The sequence below is a fragment of the Actinoplanes cyaneus genome, assembly GCF_016862095.1.
GTDB lineage: Bacteria > Actinomycetota > Actinomycetes > Mycobacteriales > Micromonosporaceae > Actinoplanes > Actinoplanes cyaneus.
This window is the reverse complement of record NZ_BOMH01000007.1, coordinates 360,468-377,548: the sequence shown is the minus strand read 5'-3', so window position 1 is coordinate 377,548 and position 17,081 is coordinate 360,468. Positions and strand designations below refer to the sequence as shown.

Here is a 17,081-nt window from a genome sequence, read left to right as displayed (position 1 = left end):
GTAGCGACTAGGATGGAATTCGATTTCAGGGGCGCTCTAGCCGTGTGACCGCCAATTCATTACCCTGCGGTAACAACGACGTTACGTCCCCCCGTTGCGGTTTTAAGGCGGCGCTTGATGGCTCTCGAGGTTCCCTACCGGTCGATCCCGGACATGCTGTTCCAGCGCGTGGCCAAGACACCGGACGCGCAGGCCCTCGCCGGGCCCAACGCGGACGACACCGGCATGAGCTGGCTGACCTGGCGCCAGGTCGGTGAGCGTGCCAGGGCGATCGGGGCCGGCCTGCGGGAGCTCGGCGTCGGCCTGGAGGACCGGGTCGCGATCCTGTCCAGCACCCGCCTCGAGTGGATCCTCGCGGACCTCGGCATCAACGTCGCCGGCGCGGCGGCCACCACCGTCTACCCCACCACCGAGCCGGAGGACACCGCGTTCATCATCGCGGACTCCGGCTCCAGGATCCTGATCGCGGAGAACCCGAAGCAGGCGCTGAAGATCGCCGGCACGGAGACCGCCCTGACCAAGGTCGTGCTGATCGACGGCGCGGCCGACGCCGGCGCCACCCCGCCGCAGATCACCCTGGCCGACCTGGAGGAGCTGGGCGCCGCCGCCCTCCGTCGTGAGCCGAGCCTGATCGACGACGTGGTCGCCCAGCTCGGGCCGGACAACGTGGCGACGCTGATCTACACCTCCGGCACCACCGGCCGCCCCAAGGGCGTCGAGCTGCTGCACCGCGGCTGGACGTGGGAGGGCGTCGCGCAGGACAACCTGGGCCTGTTCTCCCCCACCGACCTGCACTACCTGTGGCTGCCGATGTCGCACGCGTTCGGCAAGACGCTGCTCTGCGGCATCCTGCACGTCGGCGTGCCGACCTACGTCGACGGCCGGGTGGACAAGCTGATCGACCTGCTCGCGGTGATCCGGCCGACGCTGATGTGCGCCCCGCCGCGGATCTTCGAGAAGGTCTACAACAAGACCGTGACCAGCGGGCTCTCCGGCACCGGCCTGAAGCCGAAGATCTTCTCCTGGGCGGTCGCGACCGGTAAGCGGAAGGTCGCCTTCGAGCAGGCCGGCAAGCCGGTCCCGGCCGGCCTCAAGGCGCAGTACGCGATCGCCGAGCGGCTGGTCTTCAAGAAGCTGCAGGACAAACTCGGCGGCAACCTGCGCGTGCTGGTCAGCGGCTCGGCCGCGCTCAGCCGGGACATCGCCGAGTTCTTCGCCGCGGCCAACCTGCCGATCCTGGAGGGCTACGGCATGACCGAGGCCTCCGCCGCGAACTTCGTGAACCGCCACGGCCGCCTCAAGATCGGCACGGTCGGCGAGGCGATCGGCGACCTCGAGGTCCGCATCGACACCGACGGCGAGGTGCTGCTGCGCGGCGCGCCGGTCATGCGCGGCTACCACAACCTGCCGCAGGCGACCGCGGAAGCGTTCACCGAGGACGGGTTCCTGCGCACCGGCGACATCGGCGAGCTCGACGCGGACGGCTTCCTGAAGATCACCGACCGTAAGAAGGACCTGGTCAAGACGTCCGGTGGCAAGTTCATCGCGCCCAGCGCGATCGAGGGCGCGTTCAAGGCCGTCTGCCCGTACACGTCGCAGGCGATCGTCGTCGGCCAGTCGCGCAACTTCGTCACCATGCTCATCACGCTCGACGAGGACGCGATCTCGGGCTGGGCCGCCGCCGGGCCGCTCGCCGGCAAGAGCTACGCCGAGATCGTCGCCGCGCCGGAGACGCACGCGCTGGTCGAGGGCTACCTCGCCGAGCTGAACGGCAAGCTCAACCGCTGGGAGACGGTCAAGAAGTTCACGATCCTCCCCCGCGACCTGAGCATCGAGGCCGGCGAGATCACGCCGTCCATGAAGATCAAGCGCCGCAGCGTCGAGACGAACTTCGCCGACCAGATCGAGAAGATGTACGAGGGCTCGCTCGCCCAGATCTGACGCCTCCCGCAACGGCCGCCTTCCTGCCCCGGAGGCGGCCGTCCCGCTTCGCGGAGGATCTTCACATTCATCATTTCCTATGTCCGCTGTGGTCCTTGCCGTCGCTCCCGCGGGGACCCTCCCGTCCCGAGCAGGCCGCTGGCGCGGCCAGAACGCTCGGGCCGCGAGGGCGATCTCCGTGGATGGGCACGGTCACACCACAGATCAACAGCGGTTCTCCGGCGAGGCCGCCAACGGCGCGGGGCGCGAGCCGCACCGCGGGCCCGGGTGGCGGCGCGAGTCGCGCTGTCCGGCTGGTTCTCATGGACGTTATCCGGGCCGGATAACGCCCATGAGAGCCAGCCGGGGCCGGGAGCCGCGCCGCCTGCTCGGGCCGACCGACCTCGCGGAGGCGCCGCGCCAGACGCCAGGCGCAACGCATCCCCGCCCCACGGGGGTTGTGCCACGGCAGAGACGCCGGGAGCAACGCGTCCCGGCCGCACGGGTCTTCTGCTCTGACCGTGACCACCCGCGGAGGCCGCCCTTTCGGTGCGAGCGTTCTGGCCGCGCCAGCGGCCTGCTCGGATCGGAAGGGTCCCCGCGGGAGCGACGGTCTGGACCCCGGCGGACCGGGGCAATGAAGATCTTTATCGGTCAGGCAATGACGGCGGGCGTCCGCCACGAAGGCCGCGAGGCGCGATCGAGATCGTGCCGGACCGATGCGATCCGCCGGACCGCCTCGACGAGATCGTCGGCGGGCAGCGTGAACGGCAGGCGCAGGAAGCGCTCCAGGGTCCCGTCGAGCCCGAACCGGGGGCCCGGGGCGAGGCGCACCCCGACGTCCTCGGCGGCCCGGGACAGCGCGCTGGAGATCGGCCCGTCGAGTTCGGCCCAGAGCGTCACCCCGCCGCCGGGGATGAAGAACCGCCACTCCGGCAACTGCTCGCGCAACGCCGTGACCAGCGCATCTCGCCGGAACTGCAGCTGTGCCCGGCGCGCCGCGACGATCGACGGCGCCAGCCGCAGCAGCTGGACGGCGACGAGCTGCTCCAGCACCGGGCTGGCCATGTCGACGCCGACCCGGATCGCGGCGAGCCGCTGCACGAGCGGTGCCGAGGCACGGACCCAGCCGATCCGGAGGCCACCCCAGTAGGCCTTGCTCATCCCGCCGATCGACAGCACCCGTGAGTGCCGATCAAAGACGGCCACGGGCGGGGGCATGTCAGGGGCGTCGAGCGGCAGGTCCACGAAGGACTCGTCGACGACGAGCTCGGTGCCGCTGGCGTGCGCGGTGGCGACCATCCGCTCGCGCAGCTCGGCCGGCATCAGGTGGCCGGTCGGGTTCTGGAACTCGGTGATCATGTAGGCGAGCCGCGGCCGCGTCTGCCGCAACGCCCCGAGCAGCAGCTCCGCGTCCCAGCCGGTGGCGGTGTCCATGCCGTGCGTGCTGATCCGGGCGCGGCGGGCGGAGAGCGCGGCGAGCGCGTTGGGATAGGTCGGCGTCTCCACCAGCACCGGCGCCCCGACCGGCACGGTGAGGCGGAGCACCAGGTCGAGGGCCTGCTGGGTGCCGCTGGTCACGAGGATCTGCTCGGCGGAGGTCGGCACGCCGCGATTGGTGTAGATCTCGGCGACCGCGGCGCGCAGCTCGGGCAGGCCGGTCGGGTGGTAACCGGCGCTGCCCAGGTACCGCGGCAGCTCGTCGGCGGCGGCGCGCGCGGCCGGGACCAGCTCGACCGGCGCGGCGGACGCGGCACAGCCCAGGTCGATCATGTCGAGGTCGTCGTCCGGCGTCCACAGCCCGGAGGTGGCTACGCGGTGCCCGTTCGGCAGCGTGGTCCAGCTGCCGGCGCCACGACGGCTGGTCAGGTGACCACTCTCGCGCAGCGCACGGTACGCCGCCGACACCGTCGTCCGGCTCACGCCGAGCGACTCGGCGAGCTCCCGTTCCGCCGGCAGGCGCACGCCCAGGGCGAGCCGCCCGTCGGCGAGCAGCCCGCGCACCGCGGCGCCCAGCGCGGCGTAGTCAGGGCTGCGATGCCGCCCCGGCAGCGAATGCCACCGACCGAGCAGCCGAGCCAATTGGTCCCCTCGAACCGACGTCGTCATAGCCACCTCCCGAGAATTGGCACTTTAACACCGCTGAATTGGCATCGAGAGTGGCAGTATGAACCTGGTTCGCCGCCTCACCCAACTCCTCGCCGGTCTGGTCCTCTACGGCGCCAGCATGGGTCTGATGATCGAGTCCGGGCTCGGCCTGAACCCGTGGGACGTCTTCCACCAGGGGCTCGCTGACGTGACCGGGGTCAGCTTCGGCTGGATCGTGCTGCTGGTCGGCATCCCGGTGCTGCTGCTCTGGATCCCGCTGCGACAGAAACCGGGCGTCGGCACGGTGGCCAATCTGCTGATCGTCGGCTTCTCCGCGGACGCCGCCCTGGCCGTGCTGCCGGCCGGTCACGGGATCGCGGCTCGGGTCGGCTACCTGGTCGGCGGGATCCTGCTGAACGGCGTCGCGACCGGCCTCTACATCGGCAGCCGGATGGGCCCGGGCCCGCGCGACGGCCTGATGACCGGGATTCACGCGCGCTTCCCGCGGCTGTCGATCCGGCTGACCCGGACCGCCATCGAGCTGCTCGTTCTCGGCGCGGGGATCGCGCTGGGCGGCACGGCCGGAGTGGGCACGATCGCGTACGCGCTGGCCATCGGCCCCCTGGTGCACCTGTTCCTGCCGAAGCTGACGGTCCCCGAGCGTGGGCGGGTGACGAACACCGGTGCGGTGCCCGCACACTGAGACAGACGGACCCCGATGTGCGGCCTATGCACTTATCAAGTGTGAACATCCTGTTTTGGTCCCGGCCATGAGCCGGTGATCATCCGGACACATTCGCTTCCCGACATGACAACCACACGGCATCATTGCGGCATGGGGGCCGGCGGCTGGAACTGGAACGACGCGTGGATCTTCGTCTCCGCGGTCATCGCTGAGCGCCTGGAACGCGACCGGGCACTGCACGCCGCCCTGCCGATGTCCGGCGCGACACTCGCCGACCTGCTGGCCGCGGCCGATTTCCTGCACCACAGCGTGCCCGGCCGCGACGATCTCGAGGAGTCGGTCCGCCGTCTCGCCGGCGCCGGACTGATCACCGTCGAGGACGACATCATCGAGGTCGCCCCGGCCGGTGAGCAGCTCTGGCGGACCCGCCCGTTCAGCGGCCTCTCCTCCGCGGTGATGACCTTGCAGGCCCAGCTCAACCGCGGCGCCGAGCCCGGTTACACCGACTGGGTCCTCGACGAGGCGGCCTACACGGCAGCGGTCCGCGAGTACAGCCACCGTCTCGCCGACGGCCGATAACCCCGATTCGCCGGTACGCCGGTGGAAGTCCCGTCCAGCCACCGGTCCCGCCTCGCCCCGGACGCGACGCCCGCCGTTGGTCCCGGCCGCGACGCGCCTCCGGGCCTCGGCTGGCGCTCAGGGGTGCTTCCGCACTCTAAAACACCCCTGAGCACCAGCCGGATCCGCAAGCCGCGTCTCTAGCTCGACCCGAGCGCACGTCGCGGCCTCGGCTGGCGCTCATGGTCGTCATGAGGCACGAATGACGACCATGAGCACCAGCCGACAGAGTGGCCGCGCCGCGAGCTGGACCCCCGCGGAGCTCGCGTGCCGCCGTCGGCGAACTCGGTTCGCGGCGGGACTCCGCTCGGGGCGTACCTGCTGAAAAGCGTCAGCGAACCGGATTGCCGGCGTCCCGCAGGGTCTGCTTGACCTCGCCGATCGTCAGGTCACCGAAGTGGAACACGCTGGCGGCCAGCACCGCGTCGGCCCCCGCCTCGACCGCCGGCGGGAAGTGCTCGACCGCGCCGGCGCCCCCGCTCGCGATGACCGGGATGTCCACCACGGCACGCACCGCGCGGATCAGGTCGAGATCGAAACCGGCCTTGGTGCCGTCGGCGTCCATCGAGTTCAGCAGGATCTCGCCCGCGCCCAGTTCGGCGACCCGGGACGCCCACTCGACCGCGTCCAGCCCGGCGCTGCGACGCCCGCCGTGCGTGGTCACCTCCCAGCCGGACGGCTGATCCGCGGCGCGGCGCACGTCCAGCGACAGCACCAGCACCTGGTTGCCGAAGCGCTCGGCGATCTCGCTGATGAGCGCGGGCCGGCTGATCGCGGCGGTGTTCACGCCGACCTTGTCCGCCCCGGCCCGCAACAGCACGTCCACATTCGCCACCGAGCGGACACCGCCGCCGACGGTCAGGGGGATGAAGACCGATTCGGCAGTACGCCGGACGACGTCCAGCATCGTGCCGCGGTCGTCGGAGGAGGCGGTCACGTCGAGGAACGTCAGCTCGTCGGCGCCCGCCGCGTCGTAGGCGGCGGCCAGCTCGACCGGGTCGCCCGCGTCCCGGAGGTCGACGAAGTTGACCCCTTTCACCACCCGCCCGGCATCCACGTCCAGACAGGGGATCACCCGCACCGCGACCGTCATGCACTCACCCTAACGACCGGGACGCGCCGGAAAGAGACCAGTCCCACCAGCACTCCGGTGACGACCAGCACTCCCCCGGCGACGTCGATCGCGTGGACCGGCTCGCCGAGGATCAGCGCCGCCGACGCGATGCCGAAGAACGGGACGAGCATGGAGAACGGCGCGACGGTCGCGGCGCCGTGCCTGCGGATCAGGTAACCCCACACGCCGAACCCGGCGAGCGTGGAGAGCAGCGCGATGTAGAGCAGCGCCAGGATCGCCTCGGTGTCGATGGCGCGCAGCGCGGCGAGGTCCGCGGCCGGCCCGTCGATCAGCAGCGACAGCACGAACAGCGGGCCGGTCGCCAGCGCGCTCACCCAGACCATGAAGTTCAGTGTGTCCGGCGGGGAGGCCTTGCGGGTGGCCACGTTCGACAGGCCCCACGCCACTGCCGCGCCGATCACCAGCAGGAACGCCGGCAGCCCCGCCTCCAGCCGGGTGGCGACGAGGGCGACTCCCGCGGCGGCGAGGGCCAGCCCCGCGATCTGCACCGGACGCGGCCGCTCCCGCAGGAACAGGGTGGCGAAGAGCATCGTGAAGATCGCCTGGCTCTGCAGGACCAGGGAGCTGAGCCCGGCCGGCATCCCGGCCGCCATCCCGGCGAAGAGCAGGGAGAACTTGACCACGCCGAGGATCAGCGCGACAGCCGCCACCCAGCGCCACGGCACCCGCGGGCGGCCGGCGAACAGCACCGCCGGGAACGCGGCCAGGGCGAAGCGCAGCGCGGAGAAGAGCAGCGGCGGGAAGTGCTCCAGCCCGGTCTCGATGACGACGAAGTTGACGCCCCAGACCGCCGCGACGGCGACGGCCAGGGCGATGTCACGTGGCCTCATGGCCTCCAGCCTGGCGGGCGGGAACCGTTAAGCACCAGCGACAATTACTTCACCGTTTGTGTAGCCGGACTACTGATTCAGCACGTCCAGGGCCTCCCGGACCGTGAACGCACCGGCGTAGAGGGCCTTGCCCGCGATCACGCCCTCGACGCCGACCGGCTCCAGGGTGGCCAGCGCGCGCAGGTCGTCCAGGGTGGAGACACCACCGCTGGCGATCACCGGCTTGTCGGTGGCGGCGCACACCTCCCGCAGCAGGTCCAGGTTCGGGCCGCGCATGGTGCCGTCCTTGGTGATGTCGGTGACGACGTACCGCGTGGCGCCGGCCTTGTCGAGGCGGGCGAGCACCTCGTACAGGTCGCCGCCGTCGCGGGTCCAGCCGCGCGCGGCCAGGGTGCGGCCGCGCACGTCCAGGCCGATGGCGACGCGGTCGCCGTACTCCGCGCAGATGCGGTCGCACCACTCCGGGTCCTCCAGGGCGGCGGTGCCGATGTTGACCCGCTGCGCACCGGTCGCCAGCGCGCGGGTCAGCGACTCGTCGTCGCGGATGCCGCCGGAGAGCTCCACCTTGACGTCGAGGCGGCGGACCACGCCGGCGAGCAGTTCGGCGTTCGACCCGCGGCCGAAGGCGGCGTCCAGGTCGACCAGGTGGATCCACTCGGCGCCGTCGTTCTGCCAGGCCAGGGCGGCTTCCAGCGGGTCGCCGTAGGCGGTTTCCGAGCCGGCGGCGCCCTGCACCAGGCGGACCGCCTGGCCGTCCGCGACGTCGACGGCGGGCAGCAGTTGCAAAGTCACGATGATTCTCCTATTTACGGCGGCCGAGCACGACGACCACGAGAGCCGGGGCGGCCAGGACCAGCAGGACGGTGAGCAGGATGCGCAGCGCCGTCTCCGGGATGAACAGCCAGACCGCGACGATGGCGAGCAGCGGGACGAGCACGATGCCGATCCGCTGCCGCCGGTTGCGATGGTAGAGCCGGCCGTCGCTGCCCAGCCGGGGCATGGTCAGCTTGTTCACCAGCTCACGGCGACGCTGCCGCCGGGCGACCTTCCGAGACCGGACGGCTTTCTCTTTCTCGAGGACGACGAGCCGTTCGGCCCGTCGTCGCGCGCGCTCCTTGCTCATCGCAGCGTCTGAACCCAGTTCTTCAGCAGCGCATAGCCGGCGTCGGCCGACTTCTCCGGGTGGAACTGGGCGGTGCTGAGAGCGCCGCGTTCGACCACCGCCGCGAACGGCTCGTCGTGGGCGGCGGTCGTCACGGCGGCGTCCTTCAGAAGATCAAGATCGCGTGCCGCGTACGAGTGGACGAAGTAGAACCGCGTCTCCGAGCCGAGCCCGGCGAGCAGCGTCGAGCCGGCCGGCACGGTCACCGTGTTCCACCCCATGTGCGGGATCCGCTCGGCGTGCAGCCGCGTGACCGAGCCCGGCAGCAGCCCGAGCCCCTTGGTCTCCACACCGTGCTCGACCCCGGACTCGAACATGATCTGCATGCCCACGCAGATGCCCAGCACCGGGCGGCCCGCGGCGACCCGCCCGGCGATCATCGGACCGGCGTCCAGCTCGTTGATCCCGGCCATGCACGCCGCGTAGGCGCCGACGCCGGGCACGACCAGGCCGTCGGCCGCGGCCGCAGCCTCCAGGTCGTCGGTGACCACGACATTCACGCCGGTACGGGCGACGGCCCGCTCGGCGCTCCGCAGATTCCCCGACCCGTAGTCGAGGATGACCACGTTCTTCGTCATGTCAGAGCACGCCCTTGGTGGAGGGCAGCGCGCCGGCGTTGCGCGGGTCGATCTCGACGGCCTCGCGCAGCGCCCGGGAGAACGCCTTGAACTGCGCCTCCACCACGTGGTGCGCGTCCGGGTGGCCGCCGGGACGGCACGCCCGCAGCACGTCCACGTGCAGGGTCACCTTGGCCGCGTGGCCGAACGCCTCGAAGATGTGGCGGGTCATGCTGGTCGCGTAGACCGGCCCGATGTACGGCGTGAGCAGCGGCTCATCGTGCACCACGTACGGCCGGCCGGACAGGTCGACGGCCGCGCGGACGAGCACCTCGTCCATCGGGATGGTCGCCGACCCGTACCGCCGGATGCCCCTCTTGTCACCGAGCGCCTGCGCGAAGGCCTCGCCCAGCGCGATGGCGGTGTCCTCCATGGTGTGGTGCGAGTCGATCTCCAGGTCGCCCTCGCAGCGCACCAGCAGGTCGAACCCGCCGTGCTTGGCGAGCTGGTTGAGCATGTGGTCGTAGAAGCCGACGCCGGTGCTCAGGTCGCCCTTGCCGGTGCCGTCGAGGTCGATCTCGACGAGCACCTTGGTCTCGTTGGTGACGCGGTCGATCCGTCCGGTCCTACTCACGACAGAATCTCCTCGGCGGCGTTCAGAAATGCGGTGGTCTCGGACTCGGTGCCGGCGGTGACCCGGAGCCAGCCGGCCAGGCCGACGTCGCGGATCAGCACGCCGCGATCGAGGAAGGCCTGCCAGGCGACCTTCTGGTCGTCCCCGGTCCGGAAGAGCACGAAGTTCGCGTCGCTGTCGGCGACCCGCACCCCGCGCTCGCGGAGGGTGGTGACGATCCGGTCGCGCTGCTCCTTGATCGCCTCGACGGTCCTCAGCAGCGACTCGCGGTGCACGACGGCGGCCCGCGCGGCGGCCTGGCTGATCGCGGACAGGTGGTACGGCAGGCGGACCAGCTGGATCGCGTCGATCACGGCCGGGTCGGCGGCCAGGTAGCCCAGGCGGCCACCGGCGAAGCCGAACGCCTTGCTCATGGTCCGGCTCACCACCAGCCGCGGGTGGCCGGGCAGCAGGGTCAGCGCGCTCGGGGTGCCCGGGCGGGCGAACTCCGTGTACGCCTCGTCCACCACGACCATGCCCCGGGCACTGCCCAGAACGGCGTCGATCACGGCCGGATCCAGCGCGGTCCCGGTCGGGTTGTTCGGTGAGCAGAGGAAGACCAGGTCCGGGTCGTGCTCGCGGATCTCGGCGACCGCCCGGCCCGGATCGAGGCCGAAATCGGGATCCCGCAGGGCGCCGATCCACGCGGTGCCGGTGCCCTGCGCCAGCAGCGGGTGCATCGAATAGGACGGGCCGAAGCCCAGCGCGGAGCGTCCCGGGCCGCCGAACGCCTGGAGCAGCTGCTGCTGCACCTCGTTGGACCCGTTCGCGGCCCACACGTTCGCCGTGGTCAGACCGTGACCGAGGTAACTCGCGAGCTCGGTGCGCAACGCGATCACGTCGCGGTCCGGGTAGCGGTTGAGGTCACGCAGCTCGGCCTGGACGGCCTTGCCGATGGCGTCGACCACGTCCTCCGGCACCGGGTACGAGTTCTCGTTCGTGTTCAACCGCACCGGCACGTCCAGCTGCGGCGCGCCGTAGGGCGACTTGCCGCGCAGATCCTCCCGCACGGGCAGGTCGTCGATGGTGGTCACCGGTCGAACCTCGCCTTCACCGCGTCGCCGTGCGCCGGCAGGTCCTCCGCGTTGGCCAGCGCCACCACGTGACCGGCGACGTCGCGCAGCGCCTCCTCCCCGTACTCGATGACGTGGATGCCCCGCAGGAACGACTGCACCGACAGGCCGGACGAGTGCCGGGCGCAGCCCGCGGTCGGCAGCACGTGGTTGGAGCCGGCCGCATAGTCCCCCAGCGACACCGGCGACCAGGCGCCCACGAAGATCGCCCCGGCGTTGCGGACCCGCATGGCCAGCGCCCGCGCGTCCCGCGTCTGGATCTCCAGGTGCTCGGCCGCGTAGGCGTCCACGACCGCGAGCCCCTGCTCCAGGTCGTCGACCAGCACGATGCCGGACTGCTCCCCGGTCAGCGAGGTGCGCACCCGCTCCTCGTGCTTGGTCGCGGCGACCTGCACGGCCAGCTCGGCCTCGACCGCCTCGGCCAGCGCCGTCGAGTCGGTGACCAGCACGCTCGCCGCGAGCGGGTCGTGCTCGGCCTGGCTGATCAGGTCGGCGGCGACGTGCCGCGGGTCGGCGGTCTCGTCGGCCAGGATGGCGATCTCGGTGGGCCCGGCCTCGGCGTCGATCCCGACCCGGCCCTGGAGCAGGCGCTTGGCCGCGGTCACCCAGATGTTGCCCGGCCCGGTGATCACGTCGACCGGGTCGCACCGGTCGGTCTCGTCCGCACCGTCGGAGCCGTAGCCCAGCATCGCGATCGCCTGCGCGCCGCCGACCCCGTAGACCTCGGTCACCCCGAGCAGCGCGCACGCGGCGAGCACCCGGGAATCCGGCAACCCGTTGTTGGCGGCCTGCGGCGGCGACGCCACGACCAGGCCCTCGACGCCGGCCTCCTGCGCGGGCACCACGTTCATCACCACGGTGGACGGGTAGACGGCGAGGCCGCCGGGGACGTAGAGCCCGACGCGGCCGACCGGCACCCAGCGCTCGGTCACCGTGCCACCGTCGACGACCTGGGTGGTCACGTCGGTGCGCCGCTGGTCGGCGTGCACCTTGCGGGCCCGCCTGATCGACTCGAGCAGGGCGGCGCGGACCTCCGGCTCCAGCGTCTCCGCGGCGGCCGCGATCGCCTCGGCCGGCACCCGCAGACGCTCCAGCGTCACGCCGTCGAAGCGCTCGGTCGCCTCGCGGATCGCGCTGAACCCATGCTCATGGACCGCCTGGACAACGGGACGAATCCTCTCGACGGCCACGGAGACGTCGAGCTGGGCACGGGGCAGCAGACCGCGCGGGTCCCGGTGGGAGCCGCGCAGGTCGATCCGATTCAGCACGGGGAACAGTCTAGGCGGATCCTCCGCCGGGCCCGCGACCACGATCGCCCGGCCCAGGCGTTGAGACACGCCGGGTTGACCAAGGTCAGCGGACCGTTAGGCTGAACGCGTGAGCGATCGGCTGCCGGTCTTCCCGCTGAGCACGGTGCTCTTCCCCGGTCTGGTGCTGCCCCTGCACATCTTCGAGGAGCGTTATCGCGTCCTCGTGCGGGAGTTGCAGACCCGTCCGGCCGAGCCACCGGCCGAGTTCGGCGTGGTCACCCTCCGGCGCGGCACCGAGGTGGCTCCCGATCCGGGCGACGGCCCGGTCCCGCCGCCCGACCCGGTCGGCGCCGCCGAGCTGTTCGAGGTGGGCTGCACCGCCGAGCTGCGGCACGTCACCGAGCTGCCGGACGGGCGGTTCGACGTGATGACCGTCGGCCGCCGCCGGTTCCGGATCCTCGACGTCGCCCAGGGCGAGGAGCCCTATCTGACCGCCGGCGTCGAGTGGCTGCCCGACGAGGAGCCGCCGGACGGGATCGCCGAGCTGCTCAAGCCGCGGGTGCTGGCCGCCTTCCAGACCTACCTGCAGCTGCTCCGGCCGGGCGCGGACATCCTGGACCAGATGCCGGACGACGCGACAGTGCTCTCCCACCTGGTCGCCGCGACCGCCCAGCTCACCCTGGAGGAGCGGCACGCGCTGCTGGCCGCGGAGGACACCGTGGCCCGGCTGCGCGCCGAGCTGCGGCTGCTCAACCGCGAGGCTGGTCTGCTGGCCCGGGTGCGGGCGGTGCCGGTGCCGCTGTCGGACCTGGCGCGTCCGGCCAGTCCGAACTGAACGGCGGCGCCGACAGCGACTCGTCGTACTGCCCGTGGTTGGGCCCGTAACCGGGCTGGGCGCCCGGCTGGTCCAGATCCGGGTCGTTGGACCACCCGGCGAGCAGGGTGAGCACGATCGCCGCGACGAACGCCGGGACGAGTTCCGGGCCCAGCGAGTGCAGGGCCGGCGGCGCCAGATAGGTCGCGCCCTGGGTCGCGGACTGACGCCACTGCTCGTACGCGTCCTTGCCGATCAGCTCGCCGAGCGGGACGGCCACCCATTTCACCGCGATGCCGGCCCCGGCGACCACGCCCAGCAGCAGCGCCGGCCCCCGGTCGCGGCGCAGGATCAGCCACGAGGCCAGTGCCACGAGCAGCCCGAAACCGATGCCGAGCAGGGTCAGCCAGCCGTCGGCGGCAATGTACTGCTCGGGGGACGGGTCGTTGATCACGATCCCGCCGGCGCCCGCGTCGATCACCGGCACGGTCGGCGCGAGCTGATGCCAGAGCAGGCCGAGCGGGGCGCCGAGCACGGTGATCACCGCGGCGGTGCCGAAGCCGACGGCGAGCGTCCGCCGCCAGGGGCGGCGGCTGCCCTGCTGGAGCCGCCACCACGACGGACCGACCGCCGGCTTGTCGAAAACCACCGGTGGCGGTGTCACGGGCTCCTCAGGTTGCACCCTCTGATCCTTCCAGATCCGGCCCGCGGGTCAGGCGACAGCCGCCGGACCGAGGATCATCTTGAGGTCGGCGCGCAGCGCGGGGGTGGCCGCCACCCGCGCCGCGACCAGCCGGACGACAGTGGTCCGCTTGCCGTTCTGCAGGTGGACGTGCACCTCGGTGTCGCCCGGGTGGCCGGAGAGGATGTCCTTGAGCTCGTCGACCAGCGGCGGGGTGACCCGGGTGATCGGCATGGTCAGGACCACCGGCTTGCTGTCCGGGTTGTGCGAGACATCGGGGATGGACATGTCCATCGCCATGATCCGCGGGGTGTCGTCACGCCTGTCGACCCGGCCCTTGACCACGACGATCGCGTCCTCGGCGATGTACTGCCCGATCACCTCGTAGGTGTTCGGGAAGAACAGCGTCTCGACGCCACCGGCGAGGTCCTCGACCGTCGCCGACGCCCACGCCCGGCCCTGCTTGGTGATCCGGCGCTGGACCCCGGTGAGGATGCCGGCGATCGTGACGATCTGCCCGTCCTGGACCGAGCCCTCCTCGTTGAGCGCGGCGATGCTGATGTCCGCGTTGCTCTGCAGCACCTGCTCCAGGCCGGCCAGCGGATGGTCGGAGACGTAGAGGCCGAGCATCTCCCGCTCGAAGGTGAGCTTGTCGCGCTTGTCCCACTCGCTGTCCGGGATGGTGGGCATCGCCACCGTGGCGGAGGAGCCGCCCGCGGTGTCACCGAACGCGCCGAACAGGTCGAACTGGCCGGCCGCCTCGTTGCGCTTGACCCCCGCGTACGCGTCGATGGCCTCGGCGTGCACGGCGAGCAGCCCCTTGCGGCTGTGCCCCATCGAGTCGAACGCGCCGGCCTTGATCAGCGACTCGATGGTCCGCTTGTTGCAGGCCACCGCGTCCACCTTCGACAGGAAGTCGTAGAAGTCGGTGTACTCACCCTTCTCCTTGCGGCAGCGGGCGATCGCCTCCACCACGTTGCCGCCGACGTTGCGGACCGCGCCCAGGCCGAACCGGATGTCCTTGCCGACCGGGGTGAACGGGCCGGCCGACTGGTTCACGTCCGGCGGGAGCACCTGGATACCCATCCGGCGGCACTCGGCCAGGTAGACGGCCATCTTGTCCTTGTCGTCGCCGACACTGGTCAGCAGACCGGCCATGTACTCCGCGGGGTAGTGCGCCTTCAGGTACGCCGTCCAGTAGGACACCAGCCCGTACGCCGCGGAGTGCGCCTTGTTGAACGCATACCCCGCGAAGGGGACCAGCACGTCCCACACGGCCTGGATCGCCTCGTCGGAGTACCCGTGCTCGCGGCAGCCGTCGCGGAACGGGATGAACTCCTTGTCGAGGATCTCCTTCTTCTTCTTGCCCATCGCGCGGCGCAGCAGGTCGGCCTGGCCGAGCGAGTAACCGGCGAGGATCTGCGCGGCGCGCTGCACCTGCTCCTGGTAGACGATCAGGCCGTACGTCGGCTCGAGGATCTCCCGCAGCGGCTCCTCCAGCTCCGGGTGGATCGGCGTGATCTCCTGCAGCTTGTTCTTGCGCAGCGCGTAGTTGGTGTGCGAGTCGACGCCCATCGGGCCCGGACGGTACAGCGCCAGGACGGCCGAGATGTCCTCGAAGTTGTCCGGCTTCATCAGGCGCAGCAGCGAGCGCATCGGGCCGCCGTCGAGCTGGAAGACGCCCAGCGTGTCACCGCGGGCCAGCAGCTCGTAGGCCGGCTTGTCGTCCAGCGGCAGGGCCAGCAGGTCCAGCGGGGCGCCGTGGTTGAGCTCGATGTTCTTGTTCGCGTCGTCGATGATCGTCAGGTTCCGCAGGCCCAGGAAGTCCATCTTCAGCAGGCCGAGACCCTCACAGGTGGGGTAGTCGAACTGCGTGATGATGACGCCGTCGCTGGCTCGCCGCATCAGCGGGATGTGGTCGATGATCGGCTCGGCGGACATGATGACGCCGGCGGCGTGGACCCCGGTCTGCCGGATCAGGCCCTCGATGCCGCGGGCGGTGTCGATGACCTTCTTGACGTCCGGATCGGTCTCGTAGAGCGAGCGGATCTCGCCGGCCTCGTTGTACCGCTTGTCGTCCTTGTTGAAGATGCCACCGAGGGTGATGCCCTTGCCCATGACGTCCGGCGGCATGGCCTTGGTGATCTTGTCGCCGACCGCGAACGGGTAACCCAGCACGCGGGCCGAGTCCTTGATCGCGGCCTTCGCCTTGATCGTGCCGAACGTCGCGATCTGGGCGACCTTGTCGTCACCCCACCGCTCGGTCACGTAGCGGATGACCTCACCGCGCCGGCGCTCGTCGAAGTCGATGTCGACATCCGGCATCGAGACGCGCTCGGGGTTGAGGAACCGCTCGAAGATCAGACCGTGCTGGATGGGATCGAGGTCGGTGATGGCCATCGCATACGCGATGAGCGAACCGGCCGCTGAGCCACGCCCCGGGCCGACCGCGATGCCGTTGTCCTTCGCCCACTGGATGAAGTCCGCCACGACGAGGAAGTACGCCGGGAAGCCCATCTGGATGATCACGCCCAGCTCGTACTCTGCCTGCTGGACGTGCCTCTCCGGGATGCCGTCCGGGAAGCGCTTGCGCAGGCCCTCGAAGGCGACGTGCCGGAAGTACTCCTCCTCGGAGAAGCCGTCCGGGATGGGGAAGCGGGGCATCAGGTTCTTGAAGGTGAACATGCCGTCGATGTCCACCCGCGAGGCCACCAGCAGGGTGTTCCGGCAGCCCTCCTGCCACGCCTCGGACGAGTCGACGGCGCGCATCTGGTCGGCCGACTTCACGAAGTAGCCGTTGCCGTCGAAGCGGAACCTGTTCGGGTCGGCGATGTTGCTGCCAGTCTGCACGCACAGCAGCACGTCGTGCGCGGCGGACTGCTCCTCGTACGTGTAGTGGGAGTCGTTGGTGACCAGCGGCGGGATGTTCAGCTTCCGGCCGATCTCCAGCAGGCCATCGCGGACCCTCTTCTCGATGTCCAGACCGTGGTCCATGATCTCGAGGAAGTAGTTCTCCGGGCCGAGCGCTTCCTGATACCTCGCGGCGGACTTGAGCGCCTCGTCGAACTGGCCCAGCCGCAGCCGGGTCTGCACCGCGCCGGACGGGCAGCCGGTGGTGCCCATGATGCCCTCGGCGTGCTCCGCGATGATGTCGAAGTCCATCCGCGGGTACTTGCCGAGCTGACCCTCGATCGAGGCGCGCGAGTTCAGCCGGAACAGGTTCTTCAGGCCGACGGCGTTGCGGGCCCACATGGTCATGTGGGTGTACGCGCCGTTACCGGAGACGTCGTCGCCCTTCTGCTCCGGGCGGCCCCACTTGATCCTGGTCTTGTTCAGCCGGGAGTCGGGGGCGACATACGCCTCGACACCGATCAGCGGGGTGATGCCGGCGTCCTTGGACTGCTTGTACATCTCGTACGCGCCGTGCATGTTGCCGTGGTCGGTGATCGCGGCGGCCGGCATGCCGAGCCGTTTCGCCTCGCCGATCAACTCTTTGACCCGGGCCGCTCCGTCGAGCATCGAATACTCGGTGTGAACGTGCAGATGCACGAACGAGTCGGACACCCGGGACCCCCTCTTGTCTGGCAGCGCCCC

The 17,081-nt window shown here is 70.8% G+C and carries 15 protein-coding genes; 4 read left to right on the top strand and 11 right to left on the bottom strand.

The genetic code is table 11. The features are described 5' to 3' along the window. The first annotated feature begins 117 nt into the window (after window positions 1-117). Entirely contained in the window at window positions 118-1,941 is a 1,824-nt protein-coding gene (locus tag Acy02nite_RS06040) for an AMP-dependent synthetase/ligase (RefSeq protein ID WP_203738778.1), read from the top strand. Window positions 1,942-2,574: 633 nt separating this feature from the next. Here the strand turns inward: Acy02nite_RS06040 and yczR are convergent. Next, complete coding sequence (yczR, locus tag Acy02nite_RS06035) at window positions 2,575-4,029, bottom strand: MocR-like transcription factor YczR (protein ID WP_203738777.1); 1,455 nt, start codon at window positions 4,027-4,029, stop codon at window positions 2,575-2,577. Window positions 4,030-4,087: 58 nt separating this feature from the next. Between yczR and yczE the strand changes: the two genes are divergently transcribed. After that, window positions 4,088-4,711: a membrane protein YczE gene (yczE, locus tag Acy02nite_RS06030; RefSeq protein ID WP_203738776.1), complete on the top strand. Its 624-nt coding sequence runs from the start codon at window positions 4,088-4,090 to the stop codon at window positions 4,709-4,711. Window positions 4,712-4,843: 132 nt separating this feature from the next. After that, window positions 4,844-5,272: a hypothetical protein gene (locus Acy02nite_RS06025; RefSeq protein ID WP_203738775.1), complete on the top strand. Its 429-nt coding sequence runs from the start codon at window positions 4,844-4,846 to the stop codon at window positions 5,270-5,272. A 370-nt stretch (window positions 5,273-5,642) separates the two neighbouring features. Here the strand turns inward: Acy02nite_RS06025 and hisF are convergent, their stop codons facing one another. From hisF to hisD, 8 genes are all read right to left on the bottom strand, one after another. Then, complete coding sequence (gene hisF / locus Acy02nite_RS06020; protein ID WP_203738774.1) at window positions 5,643-6,404, bottom strand: imidazole glycerol phosphate synthase subunit HisF; 762 nt, start codon at window positions 6,402-6,404, stop codon at window positions 5,643-5,645. After that, entirely contained in the window at window positions 6,401-7,276 is an 876-nt protein-coding gene (locus Acy02nite_RS06015) for an EamA family transporter (protein ID WP_203738773.1), read from the bottom strand. The genes hisF and Acy02nite_RS06015 overlap by 4 nt, the downstream gene beginning before the upstream one ends. A gap of 69 nt (window positions 7,277-7,345) precedes the next feature. Continuing rightward, window positions 7,346-8,068, bottom strand: a complete 723-nt coding sequence (gene priA, locus Acy02nite_RS06010) for a bifunctional 1-(5-phosphoribosyl)-5-((5-phosphoribosylamino)methylideneamino)imidazole-4-carboxamide isomerase/phosphoribosylanthranilate isomerase PriA (protein ID WP_203738772.1) — start codon at window positions 8,066-8,068, stop codon at window positions 7,346-7,348. A gap of 10 nt (window positions 8,069-8,078) precedes the next feature. Then, window positions 8,079-8,399: a hypothetical protein gene (locus Acy02nite_RS06005; RefSeq protein ID WP_203738771.1), complete on the bottom strand. Its 321-nt coding sequence runs from the start codon at window positions 8,397-8,399 to the stop codon at window positions 8,079-8,081. Next, window positions 8,396-9,016 (bottom strand): imidazole glycerol phosphate synthase subunit HisH, encoded by a 621-nt coding sequence (gene hisH / locus Acy02nite_RS06000; RefSeq protein ID WP_203738770.1) that lies wholly within the window; start codon window positions 9,014-9,016, stop codon window positions 8,396-8,398. The genes Acy02nite_RS06005 and hisH overlap by 4 nt, the downstream gene beginning before the upstream one ends. 1 nt (window position 9,017) lies before the next feature. Beyond that, window positions 9,018-9,629, bottom strand: a complete 612-nt coding sequence (gene hisB, locus Acy02nite_RS05995) for an imidazoleglycerol-phosphate dehydratase HisB (protein WP_203738769.1) — start codon at window positions 9,627-9,629, stop codon at window positions 9,018-9,020. Beyond that, window positions 9,626-10,702, bottom strand: coding sequence for a histidinol-phosphate transaminase (locus tag Acy02nite_RS05990; RefSeq protein WP_203738768.1), 1,077 nt, complete (start codon window positions 10,700-10,702; stop codon window positions 9,626-9,628). The genes hisB and Acy02nite_RS05990 overlap by 4 nt, the downstream gene beginning before the upstream one ends. Beyond that, window positions 10,699-12,009, bottom strand: coding sequence for a histidinol dehydrogenase (hisD, locus tag Acy02nite_RS05985; protein WP_203738767.1), 1,311 nt, complete (start codon window positions 12,007-12,009; stop codon window positions 10,699-10,701). The genes Acy02nite_RS05990 and hisD overlap by 4 nt, the downstream gene beginning before the upstream one ends. Before the next feature lie 109 nt (window positions 12,010-12,118). On the opposite strand from hisD, the gene Acy02nite_RS05980 reads away from it, so the two are divergent. Continuing rightward, window positions 12,119-12,826: an LON peptidase substrate-binding domain-containing protein gene (locus Acy02nite_RS05980; RefSeq protein WP_203738766.1), complete on the top strand. Its 708-nt coding sequence runs from the start codon at window positions 12,119-12,121 to the stop codon at window positions 12,824-12,826. Here the strand turns inward: Acy02nite_RS05980 and Acy02nite_RS05975 are convergent. After that, entirely contained in the window at window positions 12,741-13,487 is a 747-nt protein-coding gene (locus tag Acy02nite_RS05975) for a hypothetical protein (RefSeq protein WP_239174266.1), read from the bottom strand. The two genes, Acy02nite_RS05980 and Acy02nite_RS05975, sit on opposite strands and share 86 nt — an antisense overlap. Before the next feature lie 30 nt (window positions 13,488-13,517). Then, a complete protein-coding gene (gene dnaE, locus Acy02nite_RS05970; RefSeq protein WP_203738765.1) occupies window positions 13,518-17,051 on the bottom strand; it encodes a DNA polymerase III subunit alpha in 3,534 nt (1,177 codons plus the stop codon). Window positions 17,052-17,081: the final 30 nt, after the last annotated feature.

Bases quoted from the DNA above. Each gene is read 5' to 3' on its own strand.
- Acy02nite_RS06040 (WP_203738778.1), top strand. From the start codon at position 118: ATGGCTCTCGAGGTTCCCTACCGGTCGATCCCGGACATGCTGTTCCAG.
- yczR (WP_203738777.1), bottom strand. From the start codon at position 4,029: ATGACGACGTCGGTTCGAGGGGACCAATTGGCTCGGCTGCTCGGTCGG.
- yczE (WP_203738776.1), top strand. From the start codon at position 4,088: ATGAACCTGGTTCGCCGCCTCACCCAACTCCTCGCCGGTCTGGTCCTC.
- Acy02nite_RS06025 (WP_203738775.1), top strand. From the start codon at position 4,844: ATGGGGGCCGGCGGCTGGAACTGGAACGACGCGTGGATCTTCGTCTCC.
- hisF (WP_203738774.1), bottom strand. From the start codon at position 6,404: ATGACGGTCGCGGTGCGGGTGATCCCCTGTCTGGACGTGGATGCCGGG.
- Acy02nite_RS06015 (WP_203738773.1), bottom strand. From the start codon at position 7,276: ATGAGGCCACGTGACATCGCCCTGGCCGTCGCCGTCGCGGCGGTCTGG.
- Acy02nite_RS06005 (WP_203738771.1), bottom strand. From the start codon at position 8,399: ATGAGCAAGGAGCGCGCGCGACGACGGGCCGAACGGCTCGTCGTCCTC.
- hisH (WP_203738770.1), bottom strand. From the start codon at position 9,016: ATGACGAAGAACGTGGTCATCCTCGACTACGGGTCGGGGAATCTGCGG.